The 17881-nt window shown below is 34.2% G+C and carries 15 protein-coding genes and 1 other annotated feature; of the genes, 9 read left to right on the forward strand and 6 right to left on the reverse strand.

Features of this window, described 5'->3' with window-relative positions:
• The first annotated feature begins 27 nt into the window (after positions 1-27).
• Positions 28-1080: a WxLIP family cell surface protein gene (locus AC1RPR_RS01750; protein ID WP_481761124.1), complete on the forward strand. Its 1053-nt coding sequence runs from the start codon at positions 28-30 to the stop codon at positions 1078-1080.
• Positions 1081-1146: 66 nt separating this feature from the next.
• On the opposite strand, the gene AC1RPR_RS01755 is transcribed toward AC1RPR_RS01750, so the two are convergent.
• Together AC1RPR_RS01755 and AC1RPR_RS01760 are read right to left on the reverse strand one after the other, a co-directional pair.
• Positions 1147-3420 (reverse strand): hypothetical protein, encoded by a 2274-nt coding sequence (locus tag AC1RPR_RS01755; protein ID WP_481761125.1) that lies wholly within the window; start codon positions 3418-3420, stop codon positions 1147-1149.
• 126 nt (positions 3421-3546) lie between these two features.
• Positions 3547-3768, reverse strand: coding sequence for a hypothetical protein (locus AC1RPR_RS01760; RefSeq protein ID WP_481761126.1), 222 nt, complete (start codon positions 3766-3768; stop codon positions 3547-3549).
• A gap of 274 nt (positions 3769-4042) precedes the next feature.
• On the opposite strand from AC1RPR_RS01760, the gene efp reads away from it, so the two are divergent.
• Both efp and yidA read left to right on the forward strand, forming a co-directional pair.
• Positions 4043-4606, forward strand: a complete 564-nt coding sequence (gene efp / locus AC1RPR_RS01765) for an elongation factor P (RefSeq protein WP_409021902.1) — start codon at positions 4043-4045, stop codon at positions 4604-4606.
• A 61-nt stretch (positions 4607-4667) separates the two neighbouring features.
• On the forward strand, positions 4668-5477 hold the full coding sequence (gene yidA / locus AC1RPR_RS01770) for a sugar-phosphatase (protein ID WP_481761127.1): 810 nt from the start codon (positions 4668-4670) through the stop codon (positions 5475-5477).
• Positions 5478-5541: 64 nt separating this feature from the next.
• On the opposite strand, the gene AC1RPR_RS01775 is transcribed toward yidA, so the two are convergent.
• Both AC1RPR_RS01775 and AC1RPR_RS01780 read right to left on the reverse strand, forming a co-directional pair.
• Positions 5542-7056 (reverse strand): ABC transporter permease/substrate-binding protein, encoded by a 1515-nt coding sequence (locus AC1RPR_RS01775; protein WP_481761128.1) that lies wholly within the window; start codon positions 7054-7056, stop codon positions 5542-5544.
• Positions 7044-8015 carry an ABC transporter ATP-binding protein gene (locus AC1RPR_RS01780; protein ID WP_481761129.1) on the reverse strand — a complete coding sequence of 324 codons (972 nt, stop codon included), beginning with the start codon at positions 8013-8015 and terminating at the stop codon, positions 7044-7046. The genes AC1RPR_RS01775 and AC1RPR_RS01780 overlap by 13 nt, the downstream gene beginning before the upstream one ends.
• A 251-nt stretch (positions 8016-8266) precedes the next feature.
• On the opposite strand from AC1RPR_RS01780, the gene AC1RPR_RS01785 reads away from it, so the two are divergent.
• From AC1RPR_RS01785 to AC1RPR_RS01800, 4 genes are all read left to right on the forward strand, one after another.
• Positions 8267-8710, forward strand: coding sequence for a MerR family transcriptional regulator (locus tag AC1RPR_RS01785; RefSeq protein ID WP_481762400.1), 444 nt, complete (start codon positions 8267-8269; stop codon positions 8708-8710).
• A gap of 39 nt (positions 8711-8749) precedes the next feature.
• Positions 8750-9157 carry a cupin domain-containing protein gene (locus AC1RPR_RS01790; protein ID WP_481761131.1) on the forward strand — a complete coding sequence of 136 codons (408 nt, stop codon included), beginning with the start codon at positions 8750-8752 and terminating at the stop codon, positions 9155-9157.
• Positions 9158-9174: 17 nt separating this feature from the next.
• Positions 9175-9495 carry a carboxymuconolactone decarboxylase family protein gene (locus AC1RPR_RS01795; protein ID WP_481761132.1) on the forward strand — a complete coding sequence of 107 codons (321 nt, stop codon included), beginning with the start codon at positions 9175-9177 and terminating at the stop codon, positions 9493-9495.
• Positions 9496-9913: 418 nt separating this feature from the next.
• Positions 9914-10888, forward strand: coding sequence for an aldo/keto reductase (locus AC1RPR_RS01800; RefSeq protein WP_481761133.1), 975 nt, complete (start codon positions 9914-9916; stop codon positions 10886-10888).
• 136 nt (positions 10889-11024) lie between these two features.
• Here AC1RPR_RS01800 and spxB read toward each other — a convergent pair whose 3' ends face one another.
• Together spxB and AC1RPR_RS01810 are read right to left on the reverse strand one after the other, a co-directional pair.
• Entirely contained in the window at positions 11025-12764 is a 1740-nt protein-coding gene (gene spxB, locus AC1RPR_RS01805; protein ID WP_481761134.1) for a pyruvate oxidase, read from the reverse strand.
• 143 nt (positions 12765-12907) lie between these two features.
• Positions 12908-13855, reverse strand: coding sequence for an NADP-dependent oxidoreductase (locus AC1RPR_RS01810; protein ID WP_481761149.1), 948 nt, complete (start codon positions 13853-13855; stop codon positions 12908-12910).
• A 163-nt stretch (positions 13856-14018) separates the two neighbouring features.
• Positions 14019-14220: a binding site (T-box leader), on the forward strand.
• A gap of 57 nt (positions 14221-14277) precedes the next feature.
• Here AC1RPR_RS01810 and tyrS point away from each other — a divergent pair.
• The gene (gene tyrS / locus AC1RPR_RS01815; RefSeq protein WP_481761135.1) at positions 14278-15534 is read left to right on the forward strand and encodes a tyrosine--tRNA ligase; all 1257 of its coding nucleotides are present in this window, start codon (positions 14278-14280) and stop codon (positions 15532-15534) included.
• Entirely contained in the window at positions 15534-17576 is a 2043-nt protein-coding gene (locus tag AC1RPR_RS01820; protein WP_481761136.1) for a cation:proton antiporter, read from the forward strand. Before tyrS ends, AC1RPR_RS01820 begins: the two co-directional genes overlap by 1 nt.
• Positions 17577-17881 lie beyond the last annotated feature (305 nt).

A 17881-nucleotide genomic window follows, 5' to 3' on the forward strand; every position in this document is an offset into this window, starting at 1 on the left:
TCTTTTTTTTTAAGGAGAATCGAAATAATGAAATTAAGAAAAATAGTTTTAAGCTTTTTAGCTATCGCGATAGTCACACTTATTACTGTATCGACCAATGTCTATGCAAAGTCTAATAGTGCCGGGTTTACGGTAGCCAAAGTAACGCCTGCTAATCAATATCGAGAGGCAGCACAATTTGATATTAAAATGAACCCTAACTCAACACAGACATTGGCATTGAAAATTAAGAACTTAGAAAACGATACTAAAACGATTGTTGTGAGCCCTAATAGTTCATATACAAATACGAATGGACTAATTGTCTATGATAAGACAAATGTAAAAAAGCCAGCGACTGCTAAGTATCAATTTTCAGAACTTGTCTCAAAAAAACAAGATGTTGTGGTTGGACCTAAAAAAACAGCAACAGTTACGTTTACAGTGAAAACACCCGCTACGTCATTTTCCGGTATTATTTTAGGTGGCTTTAACGTACAAGAAAAAGTTATTAAGGAAAAGAATAAAGGAAAAGGTATTTCAATTACTAATCGATTTGCGTACGTTGTTCAAGCAGTCATTAGAGAATCTGAAACGGTCGATAATCCTAATCCCAAAATGACAATTGGCGATTCTAAAGTGGTATTGAACGCATTTAATAAAGTTTCACTACAAACAAATATGCAAAATGATGTACCCATTGTGATTGGACCAACAACAATTAAAGCAACTATTACAGAAGATAGTAGTAGTACTGTTTTATATGACAAAACAATTAAGGACGTTGATTTTGCACCCAACGCTAAATTTAGCTATGCATTAGACTTAACTAAAGCCAAGTTAATCGCTGGTAAATATGATGTCCATTATACCGTTACCGGAAATAATAAATCTTGGAAAGCAACGAATTCATTTACAATTACTAAAGCCAATATTAAACAGATTAAATCAGATAATAAGGCAGCAGAGCCTCATATATCTTGGTTATTGTGGTTAATTATTGGTATTATTGCTTTATTAATTTTATTAGTTTTATTCTTACTTTTTATTATTTTAAAAAGAAGAAAAAAAGATAAGGAAGAATCACTAGAAAATAAGTAATCAAAATGAATGGTAATCAAAAAGACGTCTAATTTTTATTAGGCGTCTTTTTGTCGATTAGATTTCTTATTCTTTTGATGAATCTACAACGATACTTGGTGATGATAATGACCAAGTTGCGTTATCTTGAAATTTACCAGGATGAGTAATTTTTTTAGTTTTTAGACTTAATGATAATTGTGCAGAATAGTAGTTTTTACTAATAACTGATGTTGTATCAGAATCAAAAATAGTTGAGTTTAAACTTAAAAGAGTATCTTTAGATGTAATTGTTTTAATATCTGAGGCATTCCCATAAGTGATTGTGGAATTACCAAGCATACTCGTTTGCAATTTTTCAAACCAACCAAGTTGATCGGGAATAAAGAAAGGATCACTTAGATTATCTTTATCACTTGTGCTAACAACTAAATTCCAGTTAAGTCCAAAAGGATTATCGACAGTTAACAAACCAGTTGCAGTTACTGTAGGTGTTTTTTCAGAAGTTCCTGCTGTAAAATTACCAAAATCAAATACTTTTGGATAGGATACTAAAAGATCTCCTGCAACGTGTAAATTATATGAAATAGGCGTGTAATCCGGATTTAATTTTGCGAGATTTGCAGCAGAAATTGTATCATTCGTTTTACCGCTTAAGATATCATTAATTGTGTGATTACTATAACTGGAATAGGTACCCGAATCGTGAGTTGATGTGACTAAATATGAAATTCTATTCTTATGGAAAAGATGATAACCAATCAATTCATTGTCATCAATTAATTTAGAATATGTAGTCCCATCAGTATAAGCAGATTCGTCATATTTATATTTACTATGGTCCGTACTGTATTGTTTTGCAAGATCGTCCGCATCTTTTGCAGTGATTTCTAGTTTAGAATTTGTAAGTTCAGTTGTTCCATTTTCTGAATATTTTTCCCAAGGACCATTATTGAAACTGTACCATAAGTAATATTTTTCAGTTTTATCGGTTGTTGATTTCGTATCTATATTGACTGTAGTATCAAGTGATTTTTTAGTTGTTTGAACGGTATTTTCAGGTAATTCATCAGTGATATTGTTTAATGAATAGTGAAAATCGTAAGGGTCTATTTGTGGAATATAATGAGTCGTACCAGATCCAGTATCTGTAGAAGTATAACCCGGTAACGAAATAGACTTAATAGTAGGATGAGATGAGTTACTTGAATCAGGATCTTTTAAAAATTCTTGTATAGCGTCATCTCCAAAATCATCAGACGCATCAAAAATACTTTGATAGGCAAGGTCACTAGGAACGTTTAAATTACCAATAATATTTTGTCCAGTAACAATACTCCCATATAAGAGACCATCGCTACTTGAATCAACGTCGACATCAGCACTAGGTGCTAATACTGAACCATATAAAGGACTCTTCCAACTTCCGACAAAAATCTTACCATTTTCAGTATTAAAATTATTACTAATATGTGAAGACGTATTGTAGACAGATTTCACTTTTTTAGAGTTTTTATCAGTTGTATCGATTGCAACGGGTTCATCGGATAGAAGATTTTTAGCGGTGGTATCTGAACCATTACTATTTTGTCCGGAAAATAGCGTTCCATCACTATTACCAGCTAACTTGTAATCTATCGAAGATCCGTCAGATTTAGGTGGATACGCATTGAAAGTCATCCAGCTACCTTGATTGAAATTAAAACTGATACCAGCATCATTATTAGAAAAATGCTTATAATTTAACATGAAAAATGGCATTTTCATTGTGTTAATATCAAAATTGACTAAATTAATTTTGATACCAATAGCATCTTCAAATGAAGGAATAGAGCCATCAATATCTGCAAAGACAACGCCTTGATCTGTTGAAGCAGTATTCATATCAACGGTTAATTGAATAACCGTTTTACCAGGTGCATATTTTTCAGCATCAATTGATTTATCTGTATTTAAATCAACACGTTTGATAGCATTATTAGATTTAGTAGTAGAACCTGTTGCTTTAGAGTTTGAGAAATTTGTTGAAGTGAAACTAGCGTAATAATCACTGACATCAGTAATATTTTGAGTAGCATCAGCAAATGATGAAATATCATTGCTTGACATAACAGGAAAATCAGAAAGTTTATCAATAGTATCTTTTTTTGCATTAAATTGCTTGATAGCATCAGCGTAACCGGCATTACTTGAAGGTATGGACCAACCAGCAATGGCTTTTGCGATTTCATCATCAGGGGGAGAATTCTGTAGATAGTATGATAAATCTTTGACTTTATCATTAGATTTTGAAAAAACAAAGCTATTTTTATTACCATACCACTGAATCATATCAGCCCCGGTAATATTTTCTGAAATCATTGTAGGATTAACCTTTGCATAATCAGCATCAGTTAAATTAGCAGTTGAATCATGAGCATAATTTTGTAAGTATTTTATAGAAGAACCTCCGGCGGTACCTGAGGAAGTAAATGTTTTGGCAAAAAATTAACCTTGTAGGGAGTCAATATCATTAGAATTAAACGTGATTGTACCACCAGCGAAACCAGTGACATTCGTGGCAGCCCCCATTGGATAACCTACAGGAGGCGTGTATGATGTAGCAGCTTGTGTAGTATAAATTGGTAACGTTAAAAAGAACAAGCTGAAACAAAGGATGATAATCGATTGATAGGTAGTAGATGAGTTAATATATTTGTTTTTTAGCAAAATAAGACTTCCTTTCAAAATAATTAAAAAATTAACTATTTGATTATATATATATTATAGCCTTGCTAGTATAGGATGTGTAGAGATATTGTCGAAGTATTTGGACAAATATAGCTTATAATTTGGATATACGATTAATAATAAAGAAAATGCGCTATTTTTGACTTTTTATTTAATAAAATCCAGTGATGTTTGTAAGTGTCACTATAGATTAAGCCTTTTCAATTTGGTATACTCAATGAGAAACGTTTTATAAAAAGGGAGATAATAAATTATGATTGAAGCAATTAACTTAAAAGCCGGAATGACTTTTGAACAAGGCGGTAAATTAATTAAAGTTTTAGAAGCAAGTCATCATAAACCGGGTAAAGGTAACACAGTTATGCGTATGAAATTACGTGACGTTCGTACTGGATCAACTGTTGAAACAACAATGCGTCCAGAAGTTAAGGTTGAACAAGCTAATATTGAAACAAAACCAGTTCAATTCTTGTACAACCAGGATACAATGGCTATTTTTATGGATTTGGAAACATATGAACAATATGAAATTCCAAGAGAAATTATCGAACATGAAGCAAAATTCTTATTGGAAAATATGGAAGTTAAAATCCAATTTTACGGTACAGAAGTTATTGGCTTAACATTACCAACTGTTGTAACATTACGTGTTACTGAAACACAGCCTTCAATCAAAGGCGCTACAGCAACTGGTTCAGGTAAACCAGCAACAATGGAAACAGGACTTGTTGTTAATGTTCCTGATTTCATCGCAGCAGATGATGTTCTTGAAATTAATACACAAGAAGGTACATACCTTAAACGTGCACCTAAATAAGATTGAAAAGGTAGTCTCTTGAGACTGCCTTTTTTTAATCATTTAAAATGAGGAGATTACTATGGGAATTAAACTAGTTGCAATAGATATTGATGATACGTTACTAAATCCAGAGGGTAGATTAGCAAAAGAAACAATTGATGCCGTCAAAAAAGTGACACAAAAGGGAATTAAGGTTGTCCTTTGTACGGGACGACCTTTAGCTGGTGTGGTTGGATTTCTTGAACAATTAGGGATTAGTGGGGATGACCAATATGTCATTACCTACAACGGTGCAATTATTGAAACAGTAAGTGGAAAACGTCTAGCGCAACATACGTTAACCTTTGATGAGTATATAGCTGCAGATAAATTAAGTTATGAATTAAATGTTCATTATAATATTTTAGATGATGAGAGCCGAATTTATACATCTAATAAAGATGTTGGTCGTGTGACCGTTATTCAAGCAGCTGAAAATAATGAAGGATTATTTGTACGAAATCCAGAGGAAATGTCACGGGACTTAACCGTTTCTAAAATTATGTTTGTGGATGAACCTGAAGTTTTAGACGCACAGATGATTAATATTCAAAAAATATTTGATGATAGTTATTATGTTGTACGTAGTTTGCCAGAATTTTTAGAAGTTTTGAATAAAAAAGCTAATAAAGGAAATGCATTAACAGATTTAATTGCAGAACTGGGATTAAAAGAAGAAGAAGTTATGGCAATGGGAGATCAACATAATGATTTAACGATGTTTGCCGTAGCCGGAACGACTGTTGCGATGGGAAATGCCATTCCTGAATTAAAAGAAGCAGCAACTTATGTAACAGAATCGAACGTTAATCATGGTGTTGCGGTTGCATTAGAACGTTATGTAGGTTAAATAACGATAAAATATAAAAAAGTTTGGAGTCCGCATGAGGTTAGCGAGATTCCAAACTTTTTATTTAGTCTAAAAGATGTTGCTTTGTTAAGTAGTCGTGTGCGACGGTACTTGCTGGGACATTTTTAACATCAACTAGATAATTCATTTTTTGCATATCTGTATCAGAAATTTTTCCGGTTAATTTATTTAAACTTTTTTTGATGGATGGATATTTTTGTGAGATGCCCTTTGCAACAAGTGGGGCGCCTTGATAAGGTGGGAATAAAGACTTGTCATCTTTTAATGTGACCAAATTATATTTGACGAGCTGACTATCAGTTGAATAGGCATCAACTAAATTTACATTACCATTCACAATGGCTTGATAGCGAAGTGCTGGTTCAAAAGATTTAGTGTTAAATGACAAATGATACTTGCTTTGTAACCCTTTGTAACCATCATCACGGTTTAGAAACTCAAGCGTAAAGCCTGCCTTTATTTTTGAAGATACTCGTGATAAATCAGAAATTTTTGATAGATGGTATTTAGTTGCAAAGTCTTTAGTGACAGCGACAGCATAGGTGTTTTGATAAGCCATCGGATTTAAATAATCTAAATCTGATTTAACTTTAATTTCGGTTTTTGCTTGCTGGTAGGCTTTATTTTCATTTGTACTTTTGAGTGGTGATTTTACTAACTCTTCAAGTACCGTACCTGAAAATTCTGGGTAAATATCGATTGAATTAGATTTTAATGCAGAGTATAGAAAACTCGTTTTACCAAAATTTGGTTTTAAAGTAACCTTGATATTGGCGTCGTCTTCTTGAATTAAATCTTTATACATATTAATTAGAATTTCAGGTTCTGCCCCCATTTTACCAGCAATGACTAATTCTTTTTTCTGATGTGTGAAAGTATTGATTGTGGCACCAACAGCAAATAGGAATCCTAAAGTAATTAATATAATGGTAATTGTTTTTATCTTTAAATTCTGCAATTGCCGGATTAAAACACTGAAAACAATAGCTAGAATAATAGAACTCAACGCGCCAATAATAATCAAGCTCATATCATTTCTATCAATTCCCAGCAAAATAAATGTTCCTAACCCGCCAGCACCAATTAAAGCAGCTAGTGTTGCGGTTCCAATAATTAGAACAAGCGCAATACGAATGCCTGAAATAATTAGTGGCATAGCTAAGGGTAATTCAAATCGAATAAGTTTTTGCGCACGTGTCATACCAAATGCAGTTGCGGCTTCTTCTAATGATGGATCAATACCAGTTAAACCTGCATATGTGTTCTGAAAAATGGGCAGTAAAGCATAAACAACTAATGCGATAATTGAAGGTAGTGTTCCAATTCCGACTAGTGGAATTAATAGCCCTAGCAGCGCGAGTGAAGGAATTGTCTGTAAAACACTGGTAATTTGCAACATAATTTCTGCTGCTCTTTTATGCTGTGCTAACCAAATTGCTAAAAAGACGGCAATGATGGTTGCAATCAGCAATGAAATTAATGATATCTGTAGATGTTGAAGAATAGCGGTCCATAAATCAGCACGGTGCATTTTAAAAGTTGTTATTAAATTTGCCATTGGTCATCCACCTCGCTATCAGACATGCTTGCACCATAACGAATTAAGCATTGGGCATCAACTGCACCAATGAGATTCTGGTCGTTATCTTTAACATTTATAATTGTATATTTAGAAAGTAGAGATATGAGTTCTTTAAATGTTGTTTGAGTTGAGGTGACGTGATTATTAGCGAGTTCATCAATTGGAAGACTAAATGATTTTTGAATCATTTCAGCTAAATTAAATTGCGTGTTGGATACGTCTAACCCAAAAAACTCTGAAATAAAATCATTTTTTGGTGCATTTCTAATTTCGTCAGGGGTACCAACTTGAATGAGATTGCCATCATGCATAACACCAACACGAGTTCCGAGGCGAAGAGCTTCAGACATATCATGCGTAATGAAAATAATGGTATTGTGTAGTTCCTCATGTAAATCGATGACGATATCTTGTAATGTTTTTTTTGAGATAGGATCCAGCGCACTAAATGGTTCGTCCATTAAAATTAATTTTGGTTTAGTTGCAATTGCTCGTAAAATACCAATTCGTTGTTGCTCGCCACCGGATAAATCGCTAGGCATTCTCTTACGATATGCTTCAGGCGGTAAACCAACACGTGTTAATAAGGCATCGACACGTTCTCTTTGTTTGTTTTTAGGCCATTTTTGTAATTCTGGTAATAAGCTGATATTTTCAGCAACTGTCATATTAGGAAATAAAGCAATCTGCTGTAAGACATAGCCAATCTGTGAACGTAAAGTATGTAACGGAATCTGATCAATATTTTGATTTTCAAAGTTAATAGTACCCGAGGTGGGCTCAATTAATCGATTAATCATTTTTAAAGTTGTCGTTTTACCACTACCACTAGGGCCAACAAGAACAAAAAGTTCCCCTGTATCAATATGTAAGTTTAAGTCGTTTAATACGGTAACTGTTTTGAATGTTTTGTTTATGTGTTTGAAATCTAACAAAAGCTAACCCTCATTTCTTCTTATTTTATATGTAATATATCTGGAAATGGTAACTATTTCGATGTAACTCTACATGAATGAAAATTATTAAGCAAAGATTTTGTTTTAAAATGTTGGAATTAAATTTTAGTGTAGGAACGGTCTGAATTGATGGATGGAGTAAGCCTTAATATTAAAAATAATATGTAGAAAAGCTTGACTTAGAGTCAACTCTAAGTGTTTTAATAGAAACTATTGAAGGAGGCGATTGAATGACTAATGAGCAACAATATAAAATTGGTGAGTTTGCTAAATTAGTTGGGTTATCAAGTTTTACATTGCGTTACTATGAAAAAGAAGGCTTAATTAAGCCTCACCGTAATTCGGCAGGCTTACGTTATTACACGGAACATGATATTAAATGGGTAGGATTTTTGCTTCATCTTAAAGGGACAGGGATGCGGATTAATGAAATAACTAAATACGTTGAACTACGAGCACAAGGTGATGCAACCATTAAAGAACGACGCGAGATGCTCAGCAAGGTAAAAGAAAATGCACTGTCTGAAATGGTAGAATTACAGCATAATATTGAAATTATTTCTCATAAAATTGATTGGTATGACAGAAAAGTTTCACACAGAACAAATGGAAACGAAGTGTCAGAAGATATTAGTTTTGAAAAGTATCTAGAACAATTCGCGATATACGATTAACGCTAGGTTAACCGTATAAAATAAAGTGAGGTAATTATAATGAATGAGGAACAAATTAAAAACGGTCTTTTTCCAATAGGTGAAAAAAATGAAGCATATAAAGATTTCTTTGTTGGTCAAAGTTATTTAGACATGTTAGTGGCGGATCCAGATATAAACGTTGGTGTTGGAAATGTTAGTTTTGAACCTGGAACACGTAATAATTGGCACATCCATCACGACGGTTACCAACTATTATTGGTCACTGCCGGTGAAGGTTGGTACCAAGAAGAAGGTCAACAAGCACGACGTTTAAAAGCTGGTGATGTTGTTGTCACAAAAGACGGGATTAAACATTGGCACGGTGCTACAAAAGATAGTTGGTTCTCACATGTTGCTATTACAGCAGGGACACCTGAATGGTTAGAAGCTGTTGATGACGAAACGTACGGTAAATTAAAAGATTAATAGGAGGATATTATATTATGGTAAAGAAACAAACAGCAGGTCGCGATAACTTAGGCGAATTTGCACCTAAATTTGCAGAATTAAATGATGATGTTTTATTTGGTGAAGTTTGGTCACGTGAAAGTGAATTACCAGCACATCAACGCAGTATTATAACAATTTCAGCTTTGATTTCAGGTGGTAACTTTGAACAATTGCCAGCACATATGGCAATTGGCAAAACAAATGGAATTACGAAGGAAGAAATTGCTGAAATTATCACACATTTATCTTTCTACGTTGGTTGGCCTAAAGCTTGGTCTGCATTTAATATTGCAAAAGATGTTTTTGAAGACTAATTATTTAAAAGTGGGACATGAATTAAATAAATACTGGCTCCGTACTTTGTCAAAAGTATCGAGTCAGTATTTTTGCTTACCTAATTATTTCTTGAGGTCTTGTCTGATTAAAAGTGAAATTATAACAATCGTAATCGCGGCAATAATAAATTCTACATTCAAAAAGTGTTTATTTATGAAAAATGCAACAATGACTCTAACTATGGTTGCAATAGCTAACGTTAAGATGAATGTTTTAATATAATGGACATTTATATAATCGTTTATTTTTTTAAACATGGACTCAACTCCTTCAGTTACCTAATAATAGTGGCACAAATTAATAAGATAAGCGAATTTTAAGTAACATTAAATGATTGTCCAGCAGACGTGAAAGCGCTATAATATAATTTGTAATTAGTTTAGGAGGAGATAGTTAATGTATCAAGCAAATGAAAAACGTTATGATAAAATGATTTATAATCGCCTCGGTAATAGTGGATTAAAAGTTTCTGCTATTGCCTTAGGCTTATGGAAGAACTTTGGGGATGAGACACCTTTAGCAACGCAAAAAGATATTATTGAAACAGCATTTGATAATGGAATTACTTATTTTGATTTGGCAAATAATTACGGTGATGGTGCTGCCGAGAAGAATTTTGGGCGCATTTTACGTGAAGATTTAAGTGCCTACCGGGATGAAATGGTTATTTCGACGAAGGCAGGTTACTATATGTGGCCAGGTCCTTATGGCGAATGGGGTTCAAAGAAAAACTTGTTTGCCAGTATGGATCAATCATTACAACGTATGCAGCTAGATTATGTTGATATTTTCTATCACCATCGTCCAGATCCAGATACACCGTTGGAAGAAACAGCTGAAGCTTTGGATTTACTCGTTCGCCAAGGTAAAGCCTTATATATTGGAATTTCAAATTATCGGGCACCAGAAGCTGAAAAGATGATTCAATTACTAAAAGCTAAAAATACACCTATCGTTGTCCACCAACCTAGATATAATTTATTAGATCGTTGGATAGAAGATGGATTAAAAGATGTTTTAAAACAAGAGCAGATAGGAACAGTTGCTTTTAGTCCTTTAGCACAAGGGTTATTGACTGATCGTTACTTGAATGGTATTCCAGACGATTCTAGAGTGAAACGATTTGATACCTTGTCTACTGAGAGAGTTGAATCAACACTTAAAAAGGTTCGTGAATTAAATGAAATTGCAAAAAATCGCAACCAGACATTGGCTGAAATGGCGCTATCTTGGGATTTGAAAGATAATTCTGTTTCGTCGGTTATTATTGGTGCTAGTCGTGTGAGTCAATTAAAGGATAATTTAAAGGCATTAGAGCATTTGGATTTTGCACCAGAAGAATTAGCAAAAATTGATAAAATTGTGAAATAAGAAGAGGTATATAAAGAGAACCCTTGGGATTGAAATGAAATTCAATCCCAAGGGTTCTCTTTATATCTTTTTTTGTTCTATAAAAAATGTATTTTAACTTAATTAAGCTAAGATACATCAATTAAATAAAAACTATTTAATCTTGATTTTCAAGGATTTCTCGAAATGGAATTAAACCCTCTGCTTGGTATTCTTTAACAAAAGCTTTAACAGCATCTGGATCTTGTGTTTTAGGATCAATAATGAGCTGTTCAACAGGAAGTGGACGGTCAGAAGTTACTTTAACATCGATAACAACAGGCACTTTTGAACCTTTAGCTTCAGCAAAAGCAGTTTTTAATTCTGCTAATGTCCGGACGGTATACCCTTTAGCTCCCATGTCGTTGGCAATTGCGCCCCAATCAGCATCAATTAAATCAATACCTGAGTGTGGTTGTTGTTTATCATCTTGTTCAGCGCGGATGAATCCAAGTTCCTGATTGCTTAAGACAACGTTGATGATAGGCATGTTGTATTTAACTTGTGTTAAGACATCTTGCATGACCATCGTCCAACCACCGTCACCAGAAATTGAGAAAACTTGACGGTCTGGAAAGGCAGAGTGAGCCCCAATTGCTGCGGGTAGTGCATACCCCATCGTTGCGTACCATGCGGATGTTGTAAATTTATTTTTCTCACCAAGACGTAAGAAACGCATTGCTTCAATCGTTACATTACCAACATCAATTTGGAAAATTGCATCGTCATCTTTAATTTTATTAATTTCATTGAAAACTGGTTCAAAACGAAGTGGTTTACTGTCATCTTCAGTAAAGCTATCAATCCATTTAATCCAGTTTTCTTTGTTAGCGATGGCAGCTTTGTACCATTTTGTTGGTGCAACTGGTGTTTTAACGGCCTTATTTAATGCGATTAAAGTTTCCTTACCATCGGCTAAAATAGGGACATCAACTGAATGACGTTTACCTAATTTTTCAGAATCAATATCGACCTGAATAAATTTAGCATCTGGAGAAAAGAAATATTCACCAAATGGAAAATCAGATCCAATGAAAAGAACAGCATCAGCGCCACGAAGAAGGTCAACGCCGGGTTTGCCAGCAACTCGTCCAGCAGAACCCATGTATGCTTTGTAATCATCAGGAATAATTGTTTTAGCAAGCGCAGTTGTTGCGATTGGTAATGATAATTTTTCAGATAATTCAATTAATTCTTTTCCAGCGCCACGAACACCTTTCCCAGCATAAATAATTGGTGTCTTAGCTGTTGTTAAAATATCTAAGGCATCTTGAATTTGTTTATCACGAGGCATCGGATAAAGAGGTTCTTGGTGTGTTGCGGCTGTTGAAACAAAGGTGTCATCGATTTCTTGCCAACCTAAATCGGTCGGAATTGTGACAACTGCGACGCCATTATATTTGTAGGCTTGACGGATAGCTTCATCAACAACAATGGGTAAGTTTTCGGGTGTAGTAGCTGTTCTGTTATAAATAGAAACATCCTCAAACATTGGATTTTCATTCATTTCTTGGAAGTAATTTGTATTCATCACTTGTGTACCAACTTGGCCGACTAAGGCAAGAACAGGAACACCATCATATTTAGCATCGTAAAGTCCGTTTAATAGATGGACAGCACCGGGACCAGCGGAACCAAAAGTAACACCTAATTTTCCAGTTACTTTAGCTTCACCAACTGCTGCGAGTGCGCCGACTTCTTCATGACGAACTTGTACATAATTAATTGTATTTTTACGATTATGTAGTGCATTCATTGTTGAATCAAATGAACCACCTGGCAACCCATAGACGGTTTTAACGCCCCAATCTTCTAAAACTTTGAGCATGGCATCTGATGCATTAATTTTTTTTGGCATAATAGTAAATCTCCTTCTTGAAAAATTTTATTCTACAAGGATAGTATAAATCTACCAATGAATTAACACCAGTGAAAGCACTTACTTTTAGTAATTAAAAAAGGTAGTTCAGACAAAAAAGTCTGAACTACCTAAATAGGGTTTTATTTAAAACGAACGATAATTTTACCAAGTGCATGATGAGATTCACTACGATCGTGAGCTTCTGCTACACCTTCTGCAGAGAATTCATGAACTGAATCTAAGGTCACTTTTATAGTGCCATCTTCAAGCATATCAGCTAATTTAGTTAATTCTTCACCATTTGGGTCCAACCAAATTGAATCAAAAGTCACATTTCTTGCTTCAGCAAGACCTGCTGTTTTTTCAGAATCCATCCCAGTAATAGCAACTAAACGACCTGTGCCATGTTTTAAGATATTAACTGATTTTTCTTGTGCGTCACCACCGATTGTATCAACTACAAGGTCGATATCTTTTAAGATTTCCGCAAAATCAGTTTCATGGTAATCAATGACTTGGTCAGCGCCAAGTCCTTTAACAAAATCAATATTCTTCGAGCTAGTTGTGGTAATAACGTAAGCACCAACTGATTTAGCAAGTTGAATAGCGAAAGAGCCAACGCCACCTGAACCAGCATGAATAAAGACTTTTTCACCTTTTTCTAAATGACCATGATCAAAAAGGGCTTGCCATGCAGTTAAACCAGCTAAAGGAACAGCAGCAGCTTCTTCAAAGCTAATATTTTTAGGTTTTGGTGCAAGCAAATTAGCATCAACAGCAGTATATTCGGCGTAAGTACCAAAACGAGTCGTGGCAGGGCGTGCGAAGACTTCATCACCAATTTTCCAATCGGTTACGTTAGCGCCTACTTCTGTGATAACACCCGACACATCCCAACCTAAAATAATAGGAAATTGCCAGTTAAGCATACCTTGTAAAAAGCCTTCACGCGTTTTCCAATCAATTGGATTAATTCCAGCTGCTTTTTCTTGAACAATTACTTGATCCGCCGTCATTTCAGGCATAGCTACTTCACGTTGTTTAAGTTTATCTTGTCCGCCAAATTCATCAATTACAACGGCTGACATCATTTTCTTTTCTGTCATCGGATTCCTCTTCTTTCCAGTTACTTTTAATTTGTAAGTGAATTGTATCGAATAACGAAATAGAATGCAATCAAGACACTCTTTTATAGTATTAATATTCTTATGGTTAAAATTGACATTTAGACTTTATTTACGTATATTATAGCTATAAGTGATGAAGTAGTTCAGTAATTTATCGATCAATTTTAAAGAAACCTGGTGGTCGCTGGAAATCAGGAATTATCGATGAGTGAAGTACGCTATGGAGCTAACAACGATTCATCTCGTTAACGATGATTGAGCGATTAGCTACTATATTATGTAGATAATAACTTGGGTGGTAACGCGGAAATTAATTCGTCCCTGATATCTTTTTTAGATATCAGGGATTTTTTTATACTTATATTATATAGGAGGAAACAGAAATGAATATTATTGACGAACTAGAATGGCGCGACGCAATTAATCAAACGACAGACGAAGATGGGTTACGTGAACTAACGTCTGAAAAATCAATTGGCTTATACTGTGGGGTTGATCCAACAGGGGATAGTATGCATATCGGACACTTAATTCCATTTATGATGTTGAAAAGATTTCAATTAGCAGGACATCATCCATACATCATTATTGGTGGTGGTACAGGTTCAATTGGTGATCCAAGTGGTAAAAAATCTGAACGTGTGCTGCAATCGATGGACCAAGTTCATCATAATGAGCAAGCTCTCACTGCACAGATGACCAAATTATTTGGACAAGATTCAAATATTTCAATTGTAAATAACTATGATTGGTTATCAAAAATTAGCTTGCTTGATTTCTTACGCGATTACGGTAAGTTATTTAATGTAAATAGCATGCTCGCAAAGGATGTTGTTGCAAGTCGTTTGGAAGTTGGTATCTCATTCACGGAATTTACATACCAAATCTTACAATCAGTTGATTTCCTACATTTACACAAGCACCATGATGTTCAATTACAAATTGGTGGGGCTGATCAATGGGGGAATATTACTGCAGGAATTGATCTTATTCATAAAGAGCTAGGTTCAGACACAAAGGCATATGGGCTAACAATTCCACTAATGCTTAAGGCTGATGGTACTAAATTTGGTAAAACAGCTGGTGGCGCAGTTTGGTTAAATCCAGAAAAAACAACACCATATGAATTCTACCAATTTTGGTTAAATCAAGACGACCGGGATGTTGTGAAATATTTGAAATTTTTCACATTCTTAACGTCAGATGAGATTGCTGAATACCAAAAATCAGTTGAAACAGCTCCAGAAAAACGTGAAGCACAACGCCGCTTAGCACGAGAAGTAACAGAATTTGTTCATAGTCCAGAAGCTGTAATTGAAGCCGAACATATTTCTGCAGCTTTATTTTCAGGCGAAGTGAAAGAATTAACGACGAGTGAAATTGAACAGGGGTTTAAAAATATGCCTTCTGTTGAATTAGCAGCAGAACCAGAGAATATTGTTGAGTTATTAGTAAATACAAAAATTGAATCATCAAAAAGACAAGCACGTGAAGATATCACTAACGGGGCTATTCGTATTAATGGTGAAAAAATTCAAGATTTAGATTTTATGATTGATCCTGCTACAGAATTTGATGGCAAATTTGTGATTATTCGTCGTGGTAAAAAGAAATATTGGTTAGGACGCGTTAACGCATAATGGCACTATTTTATGTAATAGCTTTTCTTGTGGCGGGGATTATTATTTCAAATGTAATTCACGAAATTCTTCCTAAAATACCAGATGCTTTTATTCTTATTGTAATTGGTCTGTTGTTGTCATTAGTACCAGTCATGGCTAATTTCGAATTAGAACCAGAATATTTTATGTTATTCATTATTGCACCACTTATGTTTAATGATGGGCAAAAAACATCTGTTAGGGGGATCCGTAAAAATTTTCATGCGATACTTTTATTATCAGTAGTTTTAGCGCTTATTACAGTTGTAATAGTAGGGTTGTTAGCGAATCGATTAGAAGTTCGATGGACATTGCCACTTGCAATAGCACTAGCTGCGATTGTGACACCAACTGACGCCATAGCAGTAAAATCCTTAACATCAGCATCAAAACTTGATTCAGGGGTTAATACTGCCTTAGAATACGAATCATTATTTAACGATGCAAGTGGATTAGTGATGTTAAATTTGGCATTATCTGTGATGGAAAAAGGAACATTTTCCATCTATAGCGGATTATTTCAATTTATTTTTGTTGCAGTTGGTGGTATTGTAGTTGGGGTTATGGCAGGTGGAATCTTAGTTATCGTTAGAACGTATTTTAATAAGAGGGTAACTTCACCAGAATTAACGATTATTCCAATTGCGTTGTTAACACCATTTATTGTTTATTTATTGGCGGAAAGTCTAGGGACATCGGGAATTATTGCTGTTGTAACTGCAGGGATTGTTCATAATATTGAATCCGAGCGTTTAAAATTAACTGCAACACGTGTCCAGTTAGTTTCGTCAACAATATGGGATACGTTGACCGCAATGCTTAACAGTATTGTATTTATTTTATTGGGAATTAGTTTACCTGAAATTTTCCGGGCACTGATTAAACTTGGAACGAGTCAGTCGTTTGAGTTGTTGAGTCTGGGTTTGATAATCTATGTAGTCATGATTGGTATCCGATACACTTGGGCATTAATTGGAAAAGAACCACATATTGCTGCCTTTTTCGGTCCTTCAAAATCAAAAAAAAGACGAAAAAATGCATTTGTTTTTGGGTTGAGTGGGGTACACGGAACAATCACGTTATCAATGGCATTTTCATTACCAATGTTAATAAATGGACGGGCTTTTCCGTATCGAGAAGAAATTTTAATCATTGCAACTACTGTCATATTATTAAGTATGATAACACCAGCATTAGTGTTGCCTAAAATCTTACTAGCTAAAAAGTTATCATTTAATAAAGAAGAATTAAATTTTTCACGAATACAAATGATTGATTACGCTAGTTTACATTTAACAGAACGTATTCAATCTAACGATGTGAGATACGCGGTGATTCAACAATTACAATCACAAAAAGGGTTTAATGATATTCAAGGGTATGATAAACATCAAGAATTATTTAAAAAAATTAATGAAATTGAAGATGAATTTTTAAATAGTAATGAGATAAAAGAAATTTATCCTGCCCGAGTACTCAGTACGTACAGAAAAATTTTGGATACAGATTATGGTGGACAACGATTAAGTGTTAATCGAATCATTCGATCAGTAGAACATCAGGTTAGGCATGAAGCGTGGCATATTAGCCATGGGCAAATAACTCGTGGACAGAGAAGTAAGGCCAGGAAACAATGGGCTAAAGATAATATAGAAAAAATGCAAATACACAATGATTTCCGATCATTATTATGGGACTTGGAGAATCAATTGCATGAAGTAATTGAACAATATTTACATGATTTAACAAAAGAACGTTTGGCTAATGCACATGGACAACTAGATGATATTCAGAATGTTGAAAGATTTATCGAAGATCGACAAAGACACTTTCGTAGAGATTACGAAGAGAATGAAAAAATATCAGTAGATTTATTTATTCAAGCATTTCAATTAGAATATAATTATGTTCAAACACAATATATAGCAGGAATAATTAACGAGCAACTTGCTAATAAGTTGTATGATGAAATAAATCAGGCGCAAACACTACAAATGCAGCAACTATTAGTTGAACATTAAATAAAAAATAATTTCAAAAATCAGGATTAATAGTCTATTTTTGAAATTATTTTTTTATTTAAGACCTATAAAGTAATTAAAAGTACAGATGTATACGATTACATCAATATTTTTAGATTTAATTTAAATAAAGGCTTGACGAAGGTCATTATTCTTGGTAAAGTAATAAACGTTGCCTCAGTAGTAAACAACTAATTCAAATGTGACCAGTTAATTAATTAAAAAAAATCTTGACAATTAACGAAATCCTTGATATGATATAAAAGTTGTCAAAAGCAACCAAGTAGATCTTTGAAAACTGAACA

The organism is Dellaglioa sp. CoH-57-MRSF-22, from assembly GCF_056781895.1.

What these genes read in the sequence shown, in the direction of transcription:
- AC1RPR_RS01750 (WP_481761124.1), top strand. Translation starts at nt 28, where the DNA reads ATGAAATTAAGAAAAATAGTTTTAAGCTTTTTAGCTATCGCGATAGTC.
- AC1RPR_RS01755 (WP_481761125.1), bottom strand. Translation starts at nt 3,420, where the DNA reads ATGATTTCAGAAAATATTACCGGGGCTGATATGATTCAGTGGTATGGT.
- efp (WP_409021902.1), top strand. Translation starts at nt 4,043, where the DNA reads ATGATTGAAGCAATTAACTTAAAAGCCGGAATGACTTTTGAACAAGGC.
- yidA (WP_481761127.1), top strand. Translation starts at nt 4,668, where the DNA reads ATGGGAATTAAACTAGTTGCAATAGATATTGATGATACGTTACTAAAT.
- AC1RPR_RS01775 (WP_481761128.1), bottom strand. Translation starts at nt 7,056, where the DNA reads ATGGCAAATTTAATAACAACTTTTAAAATGCACCGTGCTGATTTATGG.
- AC1RPR_RS01785 (WP_481762400.1), top strand. Translation starts at nt 8,267, where the DNA reads ATGACTAATGAGCAACAATATAAAATTGGTGAGTTTGCTAAATTAGTT.
- AC1RPR_RS01790 (WP_481761131.1), top strand. Translation starts at nt 8,750, where the DNA reads ATGAATGAGGAACAAATTAAAAACGGTCTTTTTCCAATAGGTGAAAAA.
- AC1RPR_RS01795 (WP_481761132.1), top strand. Translation starts at nt 9,175, where the DNA reads ATGGTAAAGAAACAAACAGCAGGTCGCGATAACTTAGGCGAATTTGCA.
- AC1RPR_RS01800 (WP_481761133.1), top strand. Translation starts at nt 9,914, where the DNA reads ATGTATCAAGCAAATGAAAAACGTTATGATAAAATGATTTATAATCGC.
- spxB (WP_481761134.1), bottom strand. Translation starts at nt 12,764, where the DNA reads ATGCCAAAAAAAATTAATGCATCAGATGCCATGCTCAAAGTTTTAGAA.
- AC1RPR_RS01810 (WP_481761149.1), bottom strand. Translation starts at nt 13,855, where the DNA reads ATGTCAGCCGTTGTAATTGATGAATTTGGCGGACAAGATAAACTTAAA.
- tyrS (WP_481761135.1), top strand. Translation starts at nt 14,278, where the DNA reads ATGAATATTATTGACGAACTAGAATGGCGCGACGCAATTAATCAAACG.
- AC1RPR_RS01820 (WP_481761136.1), top strand. Translation starts at nt 15,534, where the DNA reads ATGGCACTATTTTATGTAATAGCTTTTCTTGTGGCGGGGATTATTATT.